Origin of the sequence: Rhizobium sp. Leaf262, assembly GCF_001422245.1 — a bacterium.
Lineage (GTDB): Bacteria > Pseudomonadota > Alphaproteobacteria > Rhizobiales > Rhizobiaceae > Agrobacterium.
Genome location: NZ_LMMM01000004.1, coordinates 12,190 through 31,492, shown reverse-complemented (window position 1 = coordinate 31,492; position 19,303 = coordinate 12,190). Strand labels below are relative to the sequence as shown.

Here is a 19,303-nt window from a genome sequence, read left to right as displayed (position 1 = left end):
GAAACCATGGAAATTGCGTGAATGTTGGAAACCTGCCGTGAGCGGGGCACGGAAAAAGCCGCGCCTGTTTCCGGGCGCGGCTTCGTTATTGAAACTTCACTGTCGTCATGCTTGGGCTTGTCCCGGGCATCTGCTACGTCGCATCCGCAGAAGCGTGTTTAGATCCTCGGGACAAGCCCGAGGATGACGATGGAGAGCAAGCGAATGCTTACTGCGGCAGCTTGTCGTCTACGCCTGCGACGTAGAAGTTCAGGCCGAGAAGGACCTTGTCTTCAGCCTTTTCGCCAGCCTTCAGCCACTCGGACCCGTCCTGCTTCTTGATCGGGCCGGTGAAGGGGTGCAACTCGCCGGACTTGATCTTGGCTTCGGTTTCCTCAGCCATTTTCTTCACGTCATCTGGCATGTTGGTGTAGGGCGCCATGGTGAGAATGCCGTCTTTCAGGCCGTCCCAGATCGATTCGGACTTCCATGTGCCATCCAGAAGCGCCTGTGTGCGCTTGATGTAGTAGGCGCCCCAGGTATCGACGATGGCCGTCATCTGCGTGTTTGGACCGGCCTTGATCATGTCGGATGCCTGACCGAAAGCCTTGATGCCGCGCTCAGCTGCAACCTGCATCGGGGCCGTGGTGTCGGTGTGCTGGGTCAGAATGTCGACGCCCTGGTCGATCAGCGCCTTGGCGGCGTCTGCTTCCTTGCCGGGGTCGAACCATGTGTTGGCCCAGACGACCTTGACCTTGAATTCAGGGTTCACAGACTGTGCGCCCAGAACGAAGGCGTCGATGCCCATCACGACTTCAGGGATCGGGAAGGATGCGATGTAGCCGGCAACGCCCTTCTTCGACATCTTGGCTGCGATCTGGCCCTGAATGTAACGGCCTTCATAGAAGCGCGAATTGTAGGTCGCGAGGTTTTCCGCGTTCTTGAAGCCGGTTGCGTGTTCGAACTTCACCTTCGGGAACTTCTGCGCAACCTTGACGGTGGCATCCATGAAACCGAACGATGTCGTGTAGATCAGTTCACAGCCGGACCGGGCCATACGCTCGATGGCGCGCTCGGCATCCGGGCCCTCAGGCACGCTTTCGAGGTAAGGCGTTTCGATCTTGTCGCCGAAATGCTTCTGCAATTCCTGACGGCCGATGTCGTGCGCCTGCGTCCAGCCGCCATCGGTCTTGGTGCCGACATAGACGAAGCAGACCTTCTTGGCGTCTGCGGCTTGGGCGGCGGGAACCGCGCCGATGATTGCGGCGGCCGAGGCGGCCAGTGCGATGATGAGTTTCTTCATTTTTACCCCTGCTTGGTTAGGCGTGAACCTGGTTTTTTAGCGGTCCGGCACGAACGGTTTGCCGAGCGATGCCGGTGTATTGATCAGCGTTGTGCGACGATTATGGGAGATGATGATGAGGACCACAATAGTCGCTATGTAAGGCATTGCTGAAAGAAGTTGGGACGGCACACCGATGCCGAGAGCCTGCGCGTGCAGCTGGCCGATGGTGACGGCCCCGAAGAGATATCCGCCCGCCAGAACCCGCCATGGCCGCCAGGATGCAAACACCACCAGCGCCAGCGCAATCCAGCCGCGCCCGGCAGACATGTTTTCCACCCATTGCGGCGTATAGACCAGCGAAAGCTGCGCCCCGGCGAGCCCTGCGCAGGCACCACCGAACATGACGGCAAGGTAGCGTGTGCGGATGACGTTGATACCCAGCGCATGGGCAGAGCCGTGATTATCACCAATGGCGCGGATTTTCAGGCCCGTGCGGCTTTTGAACAGAAACCAGCCAATGCCGATGACAAGCGCAATCGACATGTAGAAAATCAGATCCTGCCGGAACAACGCAGGCCCGATGACCGGAATCTCCGACAGAACCGGAAAGACGATGGGCGGCAGCTTGACGCCGGGCAGGCCCACGAAGCTTTCCCCTAGCATGCCTGATACTCCGAGGCCGAGAATGGTCAGAGCCAGCCCCGTCGCCACTTGATTGGTGACGAGCGTCAGCGTCAGGAAACCGAAGAGCAACGAGAAGACGGCTCCAGCCGCGATGCCCGCGACGATGCCGATATAAGGCGAACCGGTGATATGCGCGGCGGCAAAGGCGCAGACCGCGCCCATGATCATCATACCCTCGACACCGAGATTCAGAACGCCTGCGCGCTCCGTCACCAGCTCGCCGAGAGCGGCAATGACCAGCGGTGTTGCGGCGGTAATGACGGTGAGAAGGATCGCCTGAAACATATCCATCATGCGGCCCCTTCGCTGCTGTTGCCGCGCCCGAAACGGATGCGGATTTTGTAGATGATGAGCGTATCGCAGGAGAGCACGAAGAACAGCATCAGCCCTTGAAACACGCGCGTGACCTTATCGGACACGCCGATGGAAAGCTGCGCCGCCTCGCCACCGAGATAGGTCAGCGCCAGCACGAAGCCCGACGCGATGATGCCGAGCGGGTTCAGGCGGCCCAGAAACGCAACGATGATGGCGGTGAAACCGTAGCCGGGCGAGATCGACGGCTGCAAATGGCCGATGGAGCCCGAGACTTCCGAAATACCGGCAAGCCCTGCCAGCGCGCCCGATAGCACCAACGAAAACCACACCATGCCGCGCGAAGAGAAACCGGCAAAGCGCCCTGCCCGTGGCGACTGGCCAAGCACCGTGACCTGAAATCCCCTCAGCATGAAGCGCATCATGAACCACAGCGCGATGGCCGCGATGATGGCAAAGACGATGCCCCAATGGGCGCGACCCGATTCCAGAATTTCCGGCAGCACTGCGCTTTCGTTGAAGGCTGTCGTCTGCGGGAAATTATAGCCCGCAGGATCACGCCAGATGCCCCGCGTCAGCCAGTCCAGAAACAGTTGCGCGACATAGACCAGCATCAGGCTGGTCAGGATTTCATTGGTGTTGAAACGGGTTTTGAGCAGCGCCGGAATGCCTGCATACAGCGCACCACCCGCAGCCCCCATGATAAGCATCAGCGGCAGGATCATTGGCGATTGCCACTGCGGATAGAGAACCGGCAGAATGGAGCCGGTGATCGCACCGATGGTGAACTGCCCTTCGGCACCGATATTCCAGTTGTTGGAACGGTAGCAGATGGACAGACCAACTGCGATGAGGATCAAAGGTGCCGCCTTGATCGCCAGTTCATGCAGCGACCAGACTTCCAAGAGCGGATCGATGAAGAAGCTGTGGAGCGCGCTGAACGGGTTCTTGCCCAGCATCGCAAACATGATGGCGCCGAAAACCAGCGTAAGGAAAAGCGCCAGCAGAGGCGACAGGATGGCGAAGAGGTTAGAAACGCCGGTGCGTTTTTCGAGTTCAATGCGCATGGGCGACGGCCTCCGCATGTCCCGCGTGAACACCGCCCATCAAAAGTCCGATCTTTTCACGATTCATTTCACCAGCCGGATAGGACTGCGACAGACGCCCATCGGAGATGACAGCAATGCTGGAGGCAACTTCAAAGATTTCATCCAGATCCTGACTGATGACGATAACCGCCGAACCGGCTTTGGCGAGATCGACCAGCGCCTGACGAATGCGGCTGGCGGCCCCGGCATCCACGCCCCATGTCGGCTGGTTGACGACGAGTACGGACGGTTGGCGGTCCAACTCGCGACCGACGATGAACTTTTGCAGGTTTCCGCCTGAAAGCGATCCGGCCAGCGGATCATCCCCACTTTTGCGCACATCCATGGAGGCGGAAATGCGCTTGGCTGCATTTTTGATGGTGGAGCTGCGGATGACCTTCAGAAAACCGCCACTGAGGAAGGCTTTTCTGTCGGAGCGGCAGCGGGCCAGCAGCAGATTGTCCGATAGCGTCATGGTCGGCACGGCGGCGTGGCCGTGGCGCTCTTCCGGCACGAAACCCGCACCCAGCAGGCGGCGGCCATTGATGCCCATGCGCCCCACCGGCTTGCCGCGCAGAAAGATCGAATCATCCTTTGCCACCGGATATTCGCCGGAAAGAGCGTCGAACAATTCCCCCTGCCCGTTACCGGCAACACCGGCAATGGCGAGAACTTCGCCAGCGTGGACCTTCATGGAGACGTCTTTAAGAGAAACGGCAAAGGGCGTGCGGGCCGCAACGGAAAGACCGATCATTTCCACGCTGACATCGCCAATGGTGCAATGGTCATCGCGTTGGATGCCCGCGACATCCGAACCCACCATCATGCGCGCCAGCGAAGACGGCGTTTCCTTGCGCGGATCGCAAGCGCCCGTCACCTCGCCGTGGCGCAGCACGGTTGCGCGGTCGCAGATGCGCTGCACCTCTTCCAGACGGTGGCTGATGTAGAGAACCGAACGCCCTTCGGCCTTGAGCTTGGCCAGCGTTTCGAACAGGCGATCCGCTTCCTGCGGCGTCAGCACGGAGGTCGGCTCGTCCAGAATGATGAGCTGCGGGTTTTGCAAAAGTGCGCGCACGATTTCGATGCGCTGGCGCTCGCCCACCGAAAGGTCGGCCACATGGGCGTAGGGATCGAGCGGCAGCCCATAAGCCTTGGAAAGCGCTTCAGCCTCGCGGGCAATTTCTTTCAGTGAAATGTTCGGGTCCAGCGATAGCACGATGTTTTCGGCAACCGTCAGCGCTTCGAACAGCGAGAAATGCTGGAAGACCATGCCGATGCCGAGCTTTCGCGCCTCGCCCGGAGAAGCGATGCGAACCGGCTCACCCTTCCACAGGATATCTCCTGCCGATGGTTCCAGCACGCCAAACAACATCTTGACCAGAGTGGATTTTCCAGCACCGTTCTCACCCAGCAGCGCATGAATTTCACCGGGCGCAATATCGAGATCGATCGCATTGCAAGCGCCGAATGTTCCAAACAGCTTGGTCAGCTGGCGAACGGACAATAGAGGCGTGGCCCCAGACGTCACCGATCCCGTCACCTGTTCCCCTTTTCCAACCCGCCGCCGCACTTTCTTCGAAGTGTCGAACGACTGGATCGATAACCATGCACTAAATTTGGGCAGTGCCCTTAATCGATACTAAATACCGGTTTTATTGCTGCGCACAACTCTAAAAGACGTTCGAACGAAGGTTTTGAACGACTGACGTTAACGCGCACCAAGCGACGGGAAAAGCTGCATGATGCCACCGATGCAATAGAGGTAGATGCCGGTGATCACGACGCCCGCAACCACCCAGTCCGGCGAGGCAAAATGCAATAGCAGCGCATATCCGCTCAACACGCACCAGGCCAGGAATACAGCCATATTCAACCACCGCAGGCGCTTGACGCGCACCGGATGCAGAAAATTGATATTCAGGAAGGTCAGGACCACCGAAATCGTCACGACAATCATCGCGGTCGTCGCGCTGGCATCGATAACGAAGAGGGTGAACACCACCATGTTCCACACGACAGGAAAGCCCGAAAAGAAATACTCGTCCGTCTTCATGCCCATATCGGCATAGTAAATGGCACTGGACACCACGATCATGCCCGCAGCCACGAAGGACCAAGGCTCACCAATCATGCCGCTTTGATAGAGCGCGAAGGCAGGCAGCAAGACATAGGTCACGTAGTCAATGATGTTGTCGAGCGTATCGCCAGACCAGTTCGGCAGCACTTCCTTCACCCGCACCTTGCGGGCAATGGGACCGTCGATACCATCGACGGCAAGCGCCAGTCCCAGCCACCAGAACATATCGACAAAGCGGTGTTCGGCAGCGGCAACAACACCCAGAAAGGCAAGAAAAGACCCGGAGGCAGTGAGAATGTGGACCGAAAAGGCCCGCATTTCGGCATAGGGCACGCGCTTGTATTTGAATATTTTCATAAGCAGCGCAGACGCCTCACTCTTTATCTGGTCAGTCCCTCCGGTATGCGACCATTCACCGCTGTTTGCAACCATTCCTCAGGCCTTATCCTAGGACTAATATTGATTTTACATCAGCATCATGGCGCACACGACACATCTGCCTTCTGGATTTGGTCGGGCTAAACGCTTATGTTCACAGTCAGATTTGCGCGTGAAGTGGAATGGAACGATGAAAAACGTCGAGATCGCTATCGTTGGTGCAGGCCTTGCCGGCCAGATTGCCGCCATTGCCCTTGCGCGCTCGGGCCGCAGCGTCGCGCTGATTGCCCCGAAAACCGACAAGGTGGACAAACGCACCACGGCACTGATGGATCAATCCATCCGCTTTCTCGACCGCCTTGGCCTTTGGTCGAAGATCGAGCCTTCCGCCGCAAAGCTCTCTACTATGCAGATCATCGATGGCACCGACCGCCTGCTGCGCGCACCTACCGTCGCCTTTCGCTCGTCGGAAATCGGCCTCCCCGCCTTCGGCTGGAACATGCCGAATGAAGCGCTGCTGAAGGCGCTTGGCGAAGCAGTCTCGCAAGAGAATAACATTACCCTCATCGATGGCGTGGCCGAGACCATCGACATCGGCGAGCACGACGCCACCATCACGCTCGATAATGGCGAGCAGATTTCCGCCAACTTTCTGATTGGCGCTGACGGTCGCAAATCCAAGGTGCGCGATGTCGCCAATATCGGCGTGCGCTCATGGTCCTATCCTCAGACGGCGCTGGTTTTGAACTTCGCCCATACCCGCCCGCATGGCAATGTCTCGACCGAGTTTCACACGCCGACCGGCCCCTTCACGCAGGTCCCGCTGAACGGCAACCGCTCCAGCCTTGTTTGGGTAGTGACGCCCGAGCAGGCCTCGGAATTCGCCGCACTGCCACTGGAGGAACTGAGCCAACGCGTGGAAGAGCGCATGCAATCCATGCTCGGTTCCGTCACCGTTGAAGACGATGTGCAGACATGGCCGCTCTCCAGCATGACGGCGCATCGTTTCGGCAAGGGCCGCGTAGCGCTGATTGGCGAAGCAGGCCACGGCTTTCCGCCCATCGGTGCACAGGGCCTGAATCTCAGCCTGCGCGATATCATCGTACTGACCGAATTGCTCGGCACCCTGACGGGCGGTCCCATTCCATCGGATGCCGGTGCAAAATTCGACCGCCGTCGCCGCGCCGACGTGGTGAGCCGCACCCTGAGCGTCGATCTGCTCAACCGCTCGCTTCTGTCAGGCTTCCTGCCGATGCAGGTGGCGCGTGCTGCTGGTCTGCATGTGCTGTCCAACGTCGCGCCTTTGCGCGGTCTGGTCATGCGCGAAGGCATCGAGCCGGGCCGTGGGTTGAAGGCGCTACCATCGCTGCTGGTTGGCAGCCTCAGACGCTCATGGAACGGATGACGTAAAGCACCAGCGACACGGTGAAGACGGAAAGCACGGTCGAAATAAGGATCGTCGCCGATGCCCGCTCCTGCCAGACCTGATATTGCTGGCCGATGACGAACACATTCGTTGCCGTCGGCAAGGCGGCCAGCAGCACCGCCGTCGAGACCCAGATCGGGTCGAACGAACCGAACGACGACAAAATGGCGTAGGCCAGCAGCGGATGCAGAAGAAGCTTTGCCGGAACAATATAGCTGATCTCCACCGGCACGCGCTTCAAGGGCCGCAAAGCCAGCGTTACCCCCATGGCAAATAGCGCGCAGGGTGCTGCCGATTGCGCCAGATAATCCACCAGTTGCTGCACCGGCTGCGGCGGTTGCCACGCAATGACGGCGGCCAGAAAGCCTGCGATCACCGAGAGAATGAACGGATGCGTCAGCACCTTCTTCGTCACGTCTCCCGCGAGTTTCAGTGGTAAACGCTTGTCTCCACCCGCCACCGCCATCAGCGCCGGTGCGGTGATGAAGTGCATGGCATTCTCAAGACAAACGATCAGCGCCACCGGAACCGCCGCCCGCTCTCCGAAAGCTAGCAGCGCCAGCCCCGGACCCATGTAACCGATATTGCCGTAGCTACCGGCAAAGCTCTGGATCGTCACATCGGCCAAACTGTTGCGGCGGATGACATAGCCGATCACGAACAGCAGCGCAAAAATGGAATAGGTCGCCAGTAGGCTGAGGCCAACGAAATCCATCCGCGCCAATTGCTCCACGGGCGTCTTGGCAACCAGCTTGAAGAACAGCGCGGGCAAAGCGGCATAGATGATGAAGGTGTTCAGCCATCCCATCGCTTCGGCAGGCTGTCTGGTGACGCGCCCGGCCAGATAGCCGATGAAGATCAGCCCGAAAAACGGAAACAGCAATCCGGCGATGTCGGCCATGGCTCCCCCTCGCCCTATGCGATGCCTGGGCGGATTTAGCCGATTTGCATCAGGATTGGAAAGCTTTCCTGAAACCAGATCGCCACATTGGTGATGAAACCAGACATGAAGGCGATACCGGTGAGAATGAGAAGCACGCCCATGGCCTTTTCCACAACGCCCAAATGGCGACGGAAGCGCGTCAGAAAGCGCATGAAGCTTCCCGAAAAGGCGGCAGCAATCCAGAAGGGAATGGCAAGTCCCGCCGAATAGACGGCAAGCAGCATTGCGCCCTCACCCACGGTTTCGCGCGATGCGGCAACCCCCAGAATGGCACCCAGCACCGGCCCGATGCAGGGCGTCCAGCCGAAGGCAAAGGCAAGGCCCATCACATAAGCGCCGGACAGCGTCGCAGGTTTACCACCACTCTGAAACCGCGCCTCGCGCGAAAACAGGCCGATTCGGAACACGCCGAGAAAATTCAGCCCCATCAGAATGATGATGAAGCCGCCGATCTTGGCCAAAATATCGAGGTTCTGCCGCAGCACCATGCCGATGCTCGACGCCCCCGCCCCCAACGCCACGAAAACCGTCGCAAATCCCAGCGTGAAAAACAGCGCTGCCAATATGACCGCTTTGCGCACCTGCGGCTTTGCCTCGTAGCGTTCATCGCGAAACTGCTCCACGGAAATACCGGCCATATAGCACAGGTAAGGCGGCACAAGCGGCAGAACGCAGGGCGACAGAAAGGACAGCGCACCCGCCAGCAGCGCTGTGAAAAGGGATATATCGGCTATGGACAAGGCAGGACTCCGCTACATTTCGAAACGCATTTAACGCCGCCAACCCCTTGCCACCAATCACCTTTTTGTATCAGCGACAAAAAAACGCAGGAAGGCGAAATAATCGCGTTTTTATGGGTTGACCGCAGACGAACGTCTACCTATGTTCCGCGCACTTCCGAAGGGCGCTTCGCCGTCACTCGGGAAGAGCGAAATTTTGCCGATAAGGCGATTGAAACGCTTGATACTAAAATGGTGAGAGAGGCTAGCTCAGCTGGTAGAGCAGCGCACTTTTAATGCGCGGGTCGTGGGTTCGAGTCCCACGCCTCTCACCACTTTCTCTCCGCAAAAACCTGCCCTGCCTTGTGACTGCCTCCCCGTTCCGCCAGCACAGTGAAGCTGACACCCCTCGGTGATTCTTCTGTCTTAATGGTTGCGAATTCGAATTTTTCGACTGTGCAATAATCCTCCAGTTGAAACCAATCACGCTGATACCACATTGTTATGTGGATCATCGATCCCGCCGATTATCGGCCGGGGATGATTTGGAGGAAGCGCTTATGAACAATCGTACTGTGACTATCGTGATTGCGGCTATCGTCGTCATTCTGGCGATTGCCTATTTTATGACGGGCTCCAACACAACGAGCACCACCGGGACGCCTGCTTCTCCGCCGCCAGCGACGAGCACGCAGCCAGCAACGCCTGCGCCATCCCCGGCGACACCAGCACCGTCAACACCGGCTCCGGCGACACCGGCCCCCGCAACGCCTGCGCCAGCCACTCCGGCTCCTTCGACGCCATAAGCGTCGGCTTTCCGGGCATAGAGCCGCAATGACATTGACGGCAAACAATAAAACAGCGCTCCGCCATATCCATGGTGGAGCGTTTTACGTTTCCGTACGGTATCGAAACTAGAGGGCGTTGGAGGCCTTTGCCGTTCGGCGGCAGCGCCAGTTCCAGTCACGCGGCTCACCCAGATCCATGTGAACGGATTCGGTATGGCAATAGGTGCCCACGCCGCCACGGTCCGGCAAGGAGCGCAAGTAGTTGGAGAGTTCCCATTTCGATACGCCGCTGACCTGAATATCGGCGGCGTCGCAAGTGTAATGTTTGGACCCCTGCGTGGTCGCACGGGGTGGCCGATAACCGGAGGTCACCATTGCAGGCCTGCCGTAATGGGCTTCGACCTCCTTGATACGACGGATCATTTCCGGCTTGAAGCAACCGACGTTCACCTGTTCAGTCTGCACCAGCAAGCCATTGGGCGCGACTCGGCTGAGGCCTGACAGCGAGGCGAGCTTCATCAAGCCCGCAGGCTTGTCATCCTCATCGACATGCGTGTCGTCGAACTCATCCGTCATAGAAGCACGGCCGCCAAGAGCAATTCCCGACATTTGGCGTCCGGCACCGGGCAGAGCGGCCACTTGCGTCAGCCCAGCCGTTGCGCTGGAGCCGCGCTTCCTTGCAGCATTGGCAAAAAACGCGGCGATCGGAACCCCGTTTGGATCAGTCGGCACGGTACTCTTTTCGGGCGCGGTACGACCTGCCAGAGCGGGTGTCGCGGCCGGGGTAGAGGCGGCATTGGCAGAATGCTGCTCGATGCCTGCAGGGGCAGTAGGTTGGGACGGAGCGACAACCGGCGCAGAATAAACGCTATTGAGGGCTGGCGTCACCTTTGGCGCGGGAGCATAGGCCGGAATACTGCTGGCACCGGATACCTGCGCGGGCGCAGCTGAGATATCAGCCGCCATGCCAGGCGCTGAATTGGCATAAATGCTGAGCGAGCTTGCAGAAATGCCCGTCGGCTGAGTGGAAAGTCCAGAAATCTGCGGAGGCTGACCATAGACTTGCTGCGTCCCCTGCCCTTGCGCGGAGGTAACAGGCTGCGGTGCGGCCTGTCGGGCAGCGGATGCCGAAACCATGGCTGGGTCTACATATCCGCCGCTTTGCCCCTGATGCGTCACGTTGGGTTGCTGCGGTGATGCTGCTGCGACAGCAGGGTCTGCTGCGGTAGCGGTTGCCGATACAGTCTTGTCTTCCGACACCGCAGAAACACAGCCCGAAAGCGCGAGAAGCAATGCCGCGGCAAGACAGCGTTGAGCCATGCATGCCCGATGATCGTTGACGATTTTCAAGGCAAAGCCTCCGCAAATGCGTTTCAACCCCACCGACCCTCTATCACAACGCTGCCGAAGCTGGATAGACATTTTCGTCCAGCGTCGCCAGCGTGGTGGGACTTAAAGGCATCATCCAAGCGGAATCAGCTTACCAGGCGCCGGTATTCTCCATGGATATCCACGGTTCGGCTGGTGCAAGGCTTGCGCCTTTTTGCAATATCTCGATGGAAATACCATCCGGCGAACGCACGAACGCCATGTGACCATCCCGCGGCGGGCGGTTGATCGTGACACCAGCGGCCTTGAGCTTGGCACATGTTTCGTAGATGTCGTCCACCTCATAGGCAAGATGACCGAAATTGCGACCGCCGGTATAATCCTCACTATCCCAGTTATAGGTGAGCTCAAGGCAGGGTGCCTTGTTGTCCCGCGCCGCAGGCACGTCGTCGGGCGCCGCCAGAAATACCAGTGTAAATCGACCCTTGTCGTTCTCTATCCGGCGCACTTCTTCGAGACCGAAAATAGTACCATAAAAATTCAGGGATTTTTCGAGGTCTTTGACCCGAACCATCGTGTGTAGATACCGCATGTCGTTCTCCTTCATACTTTTAACACTGCCGTTACGGCAGGTAAGTCAGCCTTGAGCAAGCCCGAAGACATAAAAGCAGGTGGATAAATCAAAAACTAGGGCTTGCGCGAAACCGTTACCAAGATGTTAATCTATCTTCAGGGAATCAGTTGACCGGTAGTGGTGCGTGCGTAGAGGGGCTGGGCGGAAATGGCTGATAGAATGCCGTCGAAAAATATAGTCGAATTCGAAGACCTTTCGGCCGATTCGGTAGACCTCATCGAGATTACCGGGATCGTGAAGTGGTTCGACGTTGCCAAGGGATTTGGTTTCATCGTGCCTGACAACGGCATGCAGGATGTTCTCCTCCATGTTTCCTGCCTGCGCCGCGACGGATACCAGACCATTCTGGAAGGCACGCGCATCGTGGCGCTGATCCAGCGCCGGGATCGCGGTTACCAGACCTTCCGAATTCTTTCCATGGACCAGTCCACGGCTGTTCACCCGTCGCAGTTGCCCCCGGTGCGTACCCACGTTCAGGTCACCCCATCCAGCGGCTTGGAGCGGGCCATCGTGAAATGGTTCAACCGCACCAAGGGTTTCGGCTTTTTGACACGTGGCGAAGGAACGGAAGACATTTTCGTTCACATGGAGACCTTGCGTCGCTTCGGTCTTGCGGAGCTGCGGCCCGGTCAGGTCGTGCTCGTTCGTTTTGGCGATGGTGACAAGGGCTTGATGGCCGCAGAGATTCACCCCGATAATCCGGCCCCGATCGGAATGGCGCACTGATGTTCAGACATATCCTGTCGAAATTCGCAGTGAGTGCTGTTGCAGCGCTCACTTTTTGCTTTCTGGGCACCATCTCGCTTGCCGCGCAGGAAGCGCTTCCTTCAGGGCAGGTCACAATCCAGACTGCTGACGGGAAGAGCCACGATTTCACCGTGGAACTGGCTACGACGAACAGGCAGCGCGAACAAGGCCTGATGTTCCGCAAAACCATGGCGCCTATGAACGGGATGCTGTTTGATTTTGGGACAGATCGTGAAGTCACGATGTGGATGCGCAATACGCTTATACCGCTCGACATGCTTTTTATATCGAAGGATGGGAAGATCACGCATATCCATCCTAACGCCGTTCCGCACTCGGAAGATATTATCAGCTCACGTGGTGCTGTGCGTTATGTGCTGGAGATAAACGGCGGCGAAGCGAAATCTCTTGGCATTGCCCGAGGAGATGCCGTGGTAAGCAAAGCGATGGGTAACGCCCGCTAGGCATATTTGCCGGGCGCACTCGCCCGGCCCATCAGCAGATCAATAGCAAGGCTCGATATGGCTCAGGATGCGGCAATTCGAGATTGATGATGCGAGGTTGATGGCAATATCGATTGCTTCCACCGAATCAGCCGTACCTTCCAGATAAATCACATCGTTATCGACGGACGCCGAAATATTGGACTTCTCGAGGCCCGATTCGAAGGCGAGTGCTGACGTGATAGCCTGGCAAACACCGGCCATACGTTCGCCAAAAAAGCTTTCCTGAATACCAGATAGGTTGAACATGATCGGGACTCCTTCATCATGAGCGTATGCTAATAACGCCCCAGTGGTGTTTTCGTTCATCTTCGGTTCATTCATTTTCCATTCATCTTGGAAAAAAGATACCCCTCCTCCGTTCACTTTTTTCGTGAGCGGGAACCATTGCGTGATTTTGAGGTTCGCCACGAGGACTAAGGGAAGGAGGAACCCGATGCTCATTCATAGAACAGAACCATGCCATCATGCCCAATGGATCAAGCCTGTGGAGATCCATTTGCCACTGTGTGCGGCACTGGAAATCTACAGCCCGCTGATCGCGCTCGACATGCTGATGTACCGCTGGCCGAACGATCACGGCAGTGAATATCAGCAGGCGCGTCAAAACTGCCTGGATGCAATTGCTGGTCGATGCGATCTCGAAATCGCCCGCGAATCATTCATGGCTGCTAGCAACCATGCGCATGTGCTGAACGTGCACTGAAAACTCGGCGACTACGGGAGCTTTACCGCTCCCGTGATTTGCAAATAGATCGTAACCGCATGGTTAAAAGACGAAGCATTCCTAACATGGGAGTCGGGATTTAGTTCTGAGGCCACCGGATCAGCGCATCGCGTCCGGCATCACTCAATCCGTAGACACCCCTATCCAGTCGTTCGAACCAACCATAAACGTTGGACTGCAAGATTTTAGCCGCGTCGGGAATGTTTGCTCTGACGTCGCGAACTCGCGAAGGTCCTTGGACCAGAAACGCCGCGCATCCCAATGCCTGCTGACGGTAAGCCGTCATGACAGGAACACGCGTGCTCCCACCCAGCACAGGGTCGCCCTGCCTTTTCCGATGTTCGCGGACCAGCCGAGAGCGTCGTTTTGGATTTGTCCGTGGCCTCGGAGATATAGAAGTGACGATAACACTGACATCGCCGCGATCGGATATGCCAAGCATGCCGATCCCGAGCCGGCGGCAAAGATCACGATACCGCTTATCAGCCTCCCGGCCCTTACCCTTTGCCGAGATTTTGGCGGCGATCCAGACCTCATCAGCCATAGTCGCCCTGTCCACAGCCTGAAGAATGAGCTCGAGGTTGAAGGTCATCTTCAATTCGCAAACTACAACGACAGGCGCATCGTCATCGGTAATACCAACGAGGTCGCATCCACCGATCTCCCCCTTCACTGAATATCCGGCAGATTCCAGAAAGGCTTTCACGGGCAGGTAGAGCGAAGTTTCCATAAATCAGCGATCAAACAGAGGAATCATGCCGTCAGCATAGGCAAGAGCAGGAATCGGACATTTCGAAGCCGACAATTGGGATTCAAAAGGAGTGGCCGAGACCGACACGCGCTCTGAGATCCACACATATGATTGAAAGGTGTGGCGACCCCTGCAGGACTCGAACCTGCGACCTACTGCTTAGAAGGCAGTTGCTCTATCCAGTTGAGCTAAGGGGCCTGTAGTGAGAAATCAATGCGTCCAGGGCTGTGTGCGGCTGAACTTGAAATTGTCGGTGTAGGAAACGACCTTGCGAGTGGCTTCCTGGGGCTGAAGGACGCGGTAATCGATGCCTTTGCGCTGGGCATAAGCCTCAGCCTGCTCCTGCGTTTCGAATGTCAGCTTGACCTGCTGCTTCATATCGGACGACGACGTGTAGCCCATGATGGGATCGATCTTGCGTGGAACTTCCGCGTCGAATTCCAAAATCCATTGATTGGTCTTCGCCTTGCCGGACTGCATGGCCGTCTTTGCTGGGCGGTAAATTTTTGCAGACATCTCAAACTGCTCCGGTCTTGCGATCAAGCGGCGTTCCGCCTTTTCAAGCACGAGACAATCGTCAAGCGACTACCAAAGTGCTGAAACTCGTTTGGACCGACTCATCATTGAAGTCAAGACGCTCATTCCTTACGGATACGGAAACCATAAAAAGCCGGTCTTATGAAAACATCTATGGAGACCTTGCGCGTCGTCTATCGAGCCTGTTTTATCGGCCGAAATTCGAAAGGTCATCGCCATGAATGAAAACGTCATCAAGTTCCGCAAGCCACAGCCACCCAAGCAGCCACGCCCGCATCTCCGCAAGCTGGCCATCATCCTGGCTGTGATCGCCTTCTTTGTCGCCGCGTGGGCCTATTTCCAGTTCGTTGGCTGAGATACTGCACGAAAAAGCAAAGGGCGCTTCAAGGCGCCCGGCAAACTCAACACGTTTTTGAGAAAGTTATCGAAACCCACTGATGTCTATGGGATTTTAAAAATGGTCGGAGTGGAGAGATTCGAACTCCCGACCCTCTGGTCCCAAACCAGATGCGCTACCAGACTGCGCTACACTCCGCCTTTTCGATGGTGGGGAGATACACGGTTACCCCTGGGCCTGCAACAGCAAAATCAAAAAAAATTCGGTTTTTTCACAGTCTCTCGATTTAACGGAGGCGGTCTACCCAAGACATCGGCATATAAGGCTGAAAACCAGACAAACCTATCAAATCACAAGCAAAAATAGCAACCAGAGGTTTTTGGTTTATCGGCTTCTTAACTATTGCGCCAGTAAATCAAGAATGACGACGCGGTGAATACCGTCAGCATGATGCATATGTCGACGCCTGCAGGGCATTTCTATTCAAAACCATTATTTAATAGTCAACGCCTCGCTGCGGATAGGGCTCCGTGCGTGGTGTGGGGGGATCGTTCGTGCTTGAAAACTTCGGAATCAGAACCAAAATCTTCGCCTTGCTTGCACTGCTGAGCGTCATTTCGCTGTCCGGCATCGCTTATATGTCCCACCGCTTCAACCAGGCAAACGACGTCTATCACGGTTTCATCATCAATGAGAGCCAGGCCGCCGTTCTTGGTGCACGCGCCTCAGCAGGCGTGTGGACTGCGGTCGCCATTTCCGGTCGTCTTCTCGACATGGACCCTTCCCTGCCCATCTATAAAGAGGTCAAGGACAAATACGACAAGGATATGCAGGTCGCTGCCGATCGCTTCAAATCCATCGGCGTCACTGTTCCTAGCCGTCAGGAAACGATGCAGAAAATTCTGTCGATACAGGGGACCGTAAAGGGCAACATCGACAAGATGATTGCCATGGCAGCCGCCGGAAACAAAACCGAAATTCCTGCCATCATGAAAGAAAACGACCTGCTGCTGAAACAGCTTTCGTCGGAGACAGGCGGCAACAACACCGTAATGATGGAAATACTGACATCGGGTAGCGACAAGATGTCTGCGTCCGTAAACTCCACACTGAAATGGTCCATCATCGGCCTGACTCTGGGCATCGCGCTGGCGTTTTCGCTTGCCGTTTATGTTGCCAATGTCGGCATCACGGGCCCCATGGAGCGTCTGCGCGTCCGCATGACGAATCTCGCAAAGGGCGAGACCACCGCCGAGATTGACGGCATTCATCGCAAGGACGAGATCGGCCAGATGGCTGAGGCCGTCGCGGTGTTCCGTGACAATGCGATCGAGCGCACGCAGCTCAGCCAGCAGGCGGACGCCGCCCGCACGGCAACGGAAGCAGAGCGGATTGAGCGTGAGCAGCTGAAGGCCCGTGAAGCACAGGAGCTTCAGCAAGCCGTAACGGAACTGGAAACCGCGCTTGGACGCCTTGCAGATGGTGATCTGAGTTTCCGCATCGAAAAAGAGTTCGTCCAGCATCTGGATGGCCTGCGCCTCAATTTCAACGGCTCCATTCAGAAACTGAATGCAGCCATGAACACGGTTGGCGGCAATGCCCATGCCATCAGCGCAGGTGCCAACGAACTGCTCGGTTCGGCCGACAATCTTTCCAAGCGGACCGAACAGCAGGCTGCGTCCGTCGAGGAGACGGCAGCGGCGCTGGAAGAAATCACTACCACCGTCAAGGATGCCGCAAAGCGTGCCGACGAGGCCAGCAAGCTGGTCGTTCGCACCCGCGACGGTGCGGAAAACTCCAGCAAGATCGTGCGCAACGCCATTCAGGCCATGCACGAGATCGAGAACTCCTCGAAGGAAATCGCCAATATCATCGGCGTCATCGATGACATCGCCTTCCAGACCAATCTTCTGGCTCTGAATGCGGGTGTCGAAGCTGCGCGCGCAGGCGATGCCGGCAAGGGTTTTGCCGTTGTGGCGCAGGAAGTTCGCGAACTGGCGTCGAGATCTGCAAGTGCGGCGAAGGAAATCAAGGCGCTGATCAATACGTCGGGCGAACAGGTTCGGACCGGTGTGGCGCTCGTGGGCGAAACCGGCAAGTCGCTCGAGACGATCGCATCTGAGGTGCAGGAGATCAATCGCCACGTTCATGCCATCGCAGAAGCGTCCCGCGAACAGTCACTGGGATTGCAGGAGATCAACACGGCCGTCAACACCATGGATCAAGGCACACAGCAAAACGCGGCGATGGTGGAAGAATCGACAGCCGCCAGCCACGCGCTGGCCCGCGAGGCAAAGAGCCTGACGGAAATGCTGGGTCAGTTCCGTCTTGGTGACGCCTCCCGTCGTTCCGATGTCGCCGTTTCGAGGCCGCGTGCAGCCGTAGCGTCTTCGGCACCCGCACCCTCACCGGCCCGCAGCCTTGGCCGAAAGCTGGCCAATGCCTTTGGCGGCGGTGCTGCTGCGGTAAAGCAGGAGCCCGAATGGGCTGAGTTCTAAGACCCCAAAAAGGCCGGGCGATACCATCGTCCGGCCTTTTTCTTTTACACGCAGCGGCGCGAAGAAAGCCCGCTTTTGTTCCGGCATTAACAAACCGCCGGTTGCCGTCATTATTACCAAGATTTCACTTCCCCCTGCCACAAAGCTATGCGACGTCCGATGCAACGAAAATCGCATCGCCGACTTCATAGTAAGCGCAAGGCCCGCCAGATATGCGGACTGAGCCTTTGGAATCGGCCAAGCTTGCAGGTAGACGACATGACGACGCCCGATGATGCCGGCCAGAAGACCAACCAGCCAGCACCACAACCCGATTTGCGGGACATTCTAAAATCCTCGCGTTCCGGCACCAAAAAATCTCGCCGTTACACCTATGGCTTTGTGGCGCTGCTGCTGATCGGCGGCGCGGCAACCTATTATTACCTGTCGAATGCCGCAGGCGTCGCCTATGTCTACACCACCCAGGAAGCCAAGAAAGGCGAGCTGTCGGTCATCGTCACGTCGACGGGCTCAGTGCAGCCGACTGATCAGGTGGATATTTCCAGCGAGCTATCCGGCACGATCCGCAAGGTCAACGTCACCTATAACAGCGCGGTGAAGGCCGGTGACATCCTGGCCGAACTGGACACGAACAAGCTGGAAGCCGACGTGCAAAGCGCGCGCGCCAAGCTCGCCTCCGCAAAATCCAGCGTGCTGAAGGCCCGCGCTGACCTCGGATCGGCCAAATCGTCGCTGGACCGGCTGAAATCGCTGGTTCAAAACCGCGTCTCCAGCCAGCAGGATCTGGATGCGGCACAGTTCAATTATGACGCCGCCGCCGCCACGCTGGAGGTCAACAGTGCAGCCGTCCTGTCATCAGAAGCCGACCTTCGTCTGGCAGAAGTCAATCTGGGCAAGGCCAAGATTGTCTCCCCCATTGACGGTGTGGTTCTGACGCGTGATGTCGATCCCGGTGCCACCGTGGCATCGTCGCTGAATGCCCCTGTTCTCTTCACCATCGCCGGTGACCTTCGGCACATGGAGCTTCAGGTGGCCATCGATGAGGCCGATGTGGGCAAGGTGCAGACCGGCCAGACGGCGACTTTCAATGTGGATGCCTATCCCGAGCGCAGCTTTCCTGCGGCCATCGAAACGGTGCGCTTCGCCTCCGAGACGGTGTCCAACGTCGTGACCTATAAGGGCATTCTGACGGTGGATAATGCCGAGCTGTTGTTGCGACCCGGCATGACGGCAACGGCCAATATCGTGGTGGAGCAGGTCAAGGACGCGATTCTCGTGCCCAATGCCGCGCTGCGCTATACGCCACCGCGCGAATCCGCATCGCGTGGCGGTGGGTTGATGGGCCTGTTTCGCCCGCCCCGCATGGGCCGGCAGCGCGGCGGCAATGACGCAGCGGCGACCAATAAGCGCAGCATCTGGGTGTTGCGCAACAACAACCCGGTTTCCGTTCAGGTCGAGACCGGCTCCACCGATGGCCAGTTCACGGCCATCACATCGGGAGATATCAAGCCTGACGATCAGGTCATCACCGATGCCACACAGCGCAGCGGTTGAGGCGCCC

The 19,303-nt window shown here is 57.5% G+C and carries 20 protein-coding genes and 3 tRNA genes; 9 read left to right on the top strand and 14 right to left on the bottom strand.

The features are described 5' to 3' along the window. Positions 1-208 precede the first annotated feature (208 nt). From ASF29_RS05735 to pcsA, 5 genes are all read right to left on the bottom strand, one after another. Positions 209-1,282, bottom strand: coding sequence for a BMP family ABC transporter substrate-binding protein (locus ASF29_RS05735; RefSeq protein ID WP_062449463.1), 1,074 nt, complete (start codon positions 1,280-1,282; stop codon positions 209-211). 36 nt (positions 1,283-1,318) lie between these two features. Beyond that, complete coding sequence (locus tag ASF29_RS05730; protein WP_062449927.1) at positions 1,319-2,239, bottom strand: ABC transporter permease; 921 nt, start codon at positions 2,237-2,239, stop codon at positions 1,319-1,321. Then, positions 2,239-3,327 (bottom strand): ABC transporter permease, encoded by a 1,089-nt coding sequence (locus ASF29_RS05725; protein WP_062449461.1) that lies wholly within the window; start codon positions 3,325-3,327, stop codon positions 2,239-2,241. The genes ASF29_RS05730 and ASF29_RS05725 overlap by 1 nt, the downstream gene beginning before the upstream one ends. Beyond that, positions 3,317-4,876 (bottom strand): ABC transporter ATP-binding protein, encoded by a 1,560-nt coding sequence (locus tag ASF29_RS05720; protein WP_062449928.1) that lies wholly within the window; start codon positions 4,874-4,876, stop codon positions 3,317-3,319. Before ASF29_RS05720 ends, ASF29_RS05725 begins: the two co-directional genes overlap by 11 nt. A 180-nt stretch (positions 4,877-5,056) precedes the next feature. After that, positions 5,057-5,782, bottom strand: a complete 726-nt coding sequence (gene pcsA / locus ASF29_RS05715; protein WP_062449926.1) for a phosphatidylcholine synthase — start codon at positions 5,780-5,782, stop codon at positions 5,057-5,059. A gap of 211 nt (positions 5,783-5,993) precedes the next feature. Here pcsA and ASF29_RS05710 point away from each other — a divergent pair, with 211 nt between their 5' ends. Further along, a complete protein-coding gene (locus ASF29_RS05710) occupies positions 5,994-7,208 on the top strand; it encodes a UbiH/UbiF family hydroxylase (protein ID WP_062449460.1) in 1,215 nt (404 codons plus the stop codon). On the opposite strand, the gene ASF29_RS05705 is transcribed toward ASF29_RS05710, so the two are convergent. Both ASF29_RS05705 and ASF29_RS05700 read right to left on the bottom strand, forming a co-directional pair. Continuing rightward, positions 7,186-8,130 carry an AEC family transporter gene (locus ASF29_RS05705; protein WP_062449457.1) on the bottom strand — a complete coding sequence of 315 codons (945 nt, stop codon included), beginning with the start codon at positions 8,128-8,130 and terminating at the stop codon, positions 7,186-7,188. The two genes, ASF29_RS05710 and ASF29_RS05705, sit on opposite strands and share 23 nt — an antisense overlap. A gap of 35 nt (positions 8,131-8,165) precedes the next feature. After that, a complete protein-coding gene (locus ASF29_RS05700; RefSeq protein WP_062449456.1) occupies positions 8,166-8,912 on the bottom strand; it encodes a cytochrome c biogenesis CcdA family protein in 747 nt (248 codons plus the stop codon). 238 nt (positions 8,913-9,150) lie between these two features. Here ASF29_RS05700 and ASF29_RS05695 point away from each other — a divergent pair. Both ASF29_RS05695 and ASF29_RS23815 read left to right on the top strand, forming a co-directional pair. Next, positions 9,151-9,226 (top strand) — tRNA-Lys (locus ASF29_RS05695). A gap of 225 nt (positions 9,227-9,451) precedes the next feature. Further along, a complete protein-coding gene (locus tag ASF29_RS23815) occupies positions 9,452-9,697 on the top strand; it encodes a dynamin (protein WP_082453397.1) in 246 nt (81 codons plus the stop codon). A gap of 108 nt (positions 9,698-9,805) precedes the next feature. Here the strand turns inward: ASF29_RS23815 and ASF29_RS05680 are convergent, their stop codons facing one another. Continuing rightward, positions 9,806-11,029: a YcbK family protein gene (locus tag ASF29_RS05680; RefSeq protein WP_062449450.1), complete on the bottom strand. Its 1,224-nt coding sequence runs from the start codon at positions 11,027-11,029 to the stop codon at positions 9,806-9,808. Between the two features lie 130 nt (positions 11,030-11,159). After that, entirely contained in the window at positions 11,160-11,600 is a 441-nt protein-coding gene (gene gloA / locus ASF29_RS05675) for a lactoylglutathione lyase (protein WP_062449448.1), read from the bottom strand. Between the two features lie 189 nt (positions 11,601-11,789). On the opposite strand from gloA, the gene ASF29_RS05670 reads away from it, so the two are divergent. After that, positions 11,790-12,368 carry a cold-shock protein gene (locus tag ASF29_RS05670; protein WP_062449446.1) on the top strand — a complete coding sequence of 193 codons (579 nt, stop codon included), beginning with the start codon at positions 11,790-11,792 and terminating at the stop codon, positions 12,366-12,368. After that, positions 12,368-12,853: a DUF192 domain-containing protein gene (locus ASF29_RS05665; RefSeq protein ID WP_062449444.1), complete on the top strand. Its 486-nt coding sequence runs from the start codon at positions 12,368-12,370 to the stop codon at positions 12,851-12,853. The genes ASF29_RS05670 and ASF29_RS05665 overlap by 1 nt, the downstream gene beginning before the upstream one ends. 39 nt (positions 12,854-12,892) lie before the next feature. On the opposite strand, the gene ASF29_RS24845 is transcribed toward ASF29_RS05665, so the two are convergent. After that, complete coding sequence (locus ASF29_RS24845; RefSeq protein ID WP_244473496.1) at positions 12,893-13,336, bottom strand: BON domain-containing protein; 444 nt, start codon at positions 13,334-13,336, stop codon at positions 12,893-12,895. On the opposite strand from ASF29_RS24845, the gene ASF29_RS05655 reads away from it, so the two are divergent. Further along, the gene (locus tag ASF29_RS05655; RefSeq protein ID WP_062449440.1) at positions 13,329-13,598 is read left to right on the top strand and encodes a DUF982 domain-containing protein; all 270 of its coding nucleotides are present in this window, start codon (positions 13,329-13,331) and stop codon (positions 13,596-13,598) included. The genes ASF29_RS24845 and ASF29_RS05655 overlap by 8 nt on opposite strands. 100 nt (positions 13,599-13,698) lie before the next feature. Here the strand turns inward: ASF29_RS05655 and ASF29_RS05650 are convergent, their stop codons facing one another. The 3 genes from ASF29_RS05650 to ASF29_RS05640 form a co-directional block, all read right to left on the bottom strand. Further along, the gene (locus ASF29_RS05650) at positions 13,699-14,349 is read right to left on the bottom strand and encodes a DUF2161 family putative PD-(D/E)XK-type phosphodiesterase (RefSeq protein ID WP_062449438.1); all 651 of its coding nucleotides are present in this window, start codon (positions 14,347-14,349) and stop codon (positions 13,699-13,701) included. Positions 14,350-14,491: 142 nt separating this feature from the next. After that, positions 14,492-14,568 (bottom strand) — tRNA-Arg (locus tag ASF29_RS05645). A 12-nt stretch (positions 14,569-14,580) separates the two neighbouring features. Then, entirely contained in the window at positions 14,581-14,886 is a 306-nt protein-coding gene (locus ASF29_RS05640) for an ETC complex I subunit (protein WP_062449925.1), read from the bottom strand. 238 nt (positions 14,887-15,124) lie between these two features. On the opposite strand from ASF29_RS05640, the gene ASF29_RS24655 reads away from it, so the two are divergent. Then, the gene (locus ASF29_RS24655; RefSeq protein ID WP_200925516.1) at positions 15,125-15,262 is read left to right on the top strand and encodes a hypothetical protein; all 138 of its coding nucleotides are present in this window, start codon (positions 15,125-15,127) and stop codon (positions 15,260-15,262) included. A 103-nt stretch (positions 15,263-15,365) separates the two neighbouring features. Here ASF29_RS24655 and ASF29_RS05635 read toward each other — a convergent pair. Beyond that, positions 15,366-15,442 (bottom strand) — tRNA-Pro (locus tag ASF29_RS05635). A 356-nt stretch (positions 15,443-15,798) separates the two neighbouring features. Here ASF29_RS05635 and ASF29_RS05630 point away from each other — a divergent pair. Together ASF29_RS05630 and ASF29_RS05625 are read left to right on the top strand one after the other, a co-directional pair. Next, entirely contained in the window at positions 15,799-17,742 is a 1,944-nt protein-coding gene (locus ASF29_RS05630; RefSeq protein ID WP_062449924.1) for a methyl-accepting chemotaxis protein, read from the top strand. Positions 17,743-18,000: 258 nt separating this feature from the next. After that, on the top strand, positions 18,001-19,296 hold the full coding sequence (locus ASF29_RS05625; protein WP_062449436.1) for an efflux RND transporter periplasmic adaptor subunit: 1,296 nt from the start codon (positions 18,001-18,003) through the stop codon (positions 19,294-19,296). Positions 19,297-19,303 lie beyond the last annotated feature (7 nt).

Excerpts from the sequence above, each read along its gene's own strand:
- ASF29_RS23815 (WP_082453397.1), top strand. The coding sequence starts at position 9,452 with ATGAACAATCGTACTGTGACTATCGTGATTGCGGCTATCGTCGTCATT.
- ASF29_RS05670 (WP_062449446.1), top strand. The coding sequence starts at position 11,790 with ATGGCTGATAGAATGCCGTCGAAAAATATAGTCGAATTCGAAGACCTT.
- ASF29_RS05650 (WP_062449438.1), bottom strand. The coding sequence starts at position 14,349 with ATGGAAACTTCGCTCTACCTGCCCGTGAAAGCCTTTCTGGAATCTGCC.
- gloA (WP_062449448.1), bottom strand. The coding sequence starts at position 11,600 with ATGCGGTATCTACACACGATGGTTCGGGTCAAAGACCTCGAAAAATCC.
- ASF29_RS05705 (WP_062449457.1), bottom strand. The coding sequence starts at position 8,130 with ATGGCCGACATCGCCGGATTGCTGTTTCCGTTTTTCGGGCTGATCTTC.
- ASF29_RS24655 (WP_200925516.1), top strand. The coding sequence starts at position 15,125 with ATGAATGAAAACGTCATCAAGTTCCGCAAGCCACAGCCACCCAAGCAG.
- pcsA (WP_062449926.1), bottom strand. The coding sequence starts at position 5,782 with ATGAAAATATTCAAATACAAGCGCGTGCCCTATGCCGAAATGCGGGCC.
- ASF29_RS05725 (WP_062449461.1), bottom strand. The coding sequence starts at position 3,327 with ATGCGCATTGAACTCGAAAAACGCACCGGCGTTTCTAACCTCTTCGCC.
- ASF29_RS05735 (WP_062449463.1), bottom strand. The coding sequence starts at position 1,282 with ATGAAGAAACTCATCATCGCACTGGCCGCCTCGGCCGCCGCAATCATC.
- ASF29_RS24845 (WP_244473496.1), bottom strand. The coding sequence starts at position 13,336 with ATGAGCATCGGGTTCCTCCTTCCCTTAGTCCTCGTGGCGAACCTCAAA.
- ASF29_RS05640 (WP_062449925.1), bottom strand. The coding sequence starts at position 14,886 with ATGTCTGCAAAAATTTACCGCCCAGCAAAGACGGCCATGCAGTCCGGC.
- ASF29_RS05710 (WP_062449460.1), top strand. The coding sequence starts at position 5,994 with ATGAAAAACGTCGAGATCGCTATCGTTGGTGCAGGCCTTGCCGGCCAG.
- ASF29_RS05730 (WP_062449927.1), bottom strand. The coding sequence starts at position 2,239 with ATGGATATGTTTCAGGCGATCCTTCTCACCGTCATTACCGCCGCAACA.
- ASF29_RS05625 (WP_062449436.1), top strand. The coding sequence starts at position 18,001 with ATGACGACGCCCGATGATGCCGGCCAGAAGACCAACCAGCCAGCACCA.
- ASF29_RS05655 (WP_062449440.1), top strand. The coding sequence starts at position 13,329 with ATGCTCATTCATAGAACAGAACCATGCCATCATGCCCAATGGATCAAG.
- ASF29_RS05665 (WP_062449444.1), top strand. The coding sequence starts at position 12,368 with ATGTTCAGACATATCCTGTCGAAATTCGCAGTGAGTGCTGTTGCAGCG.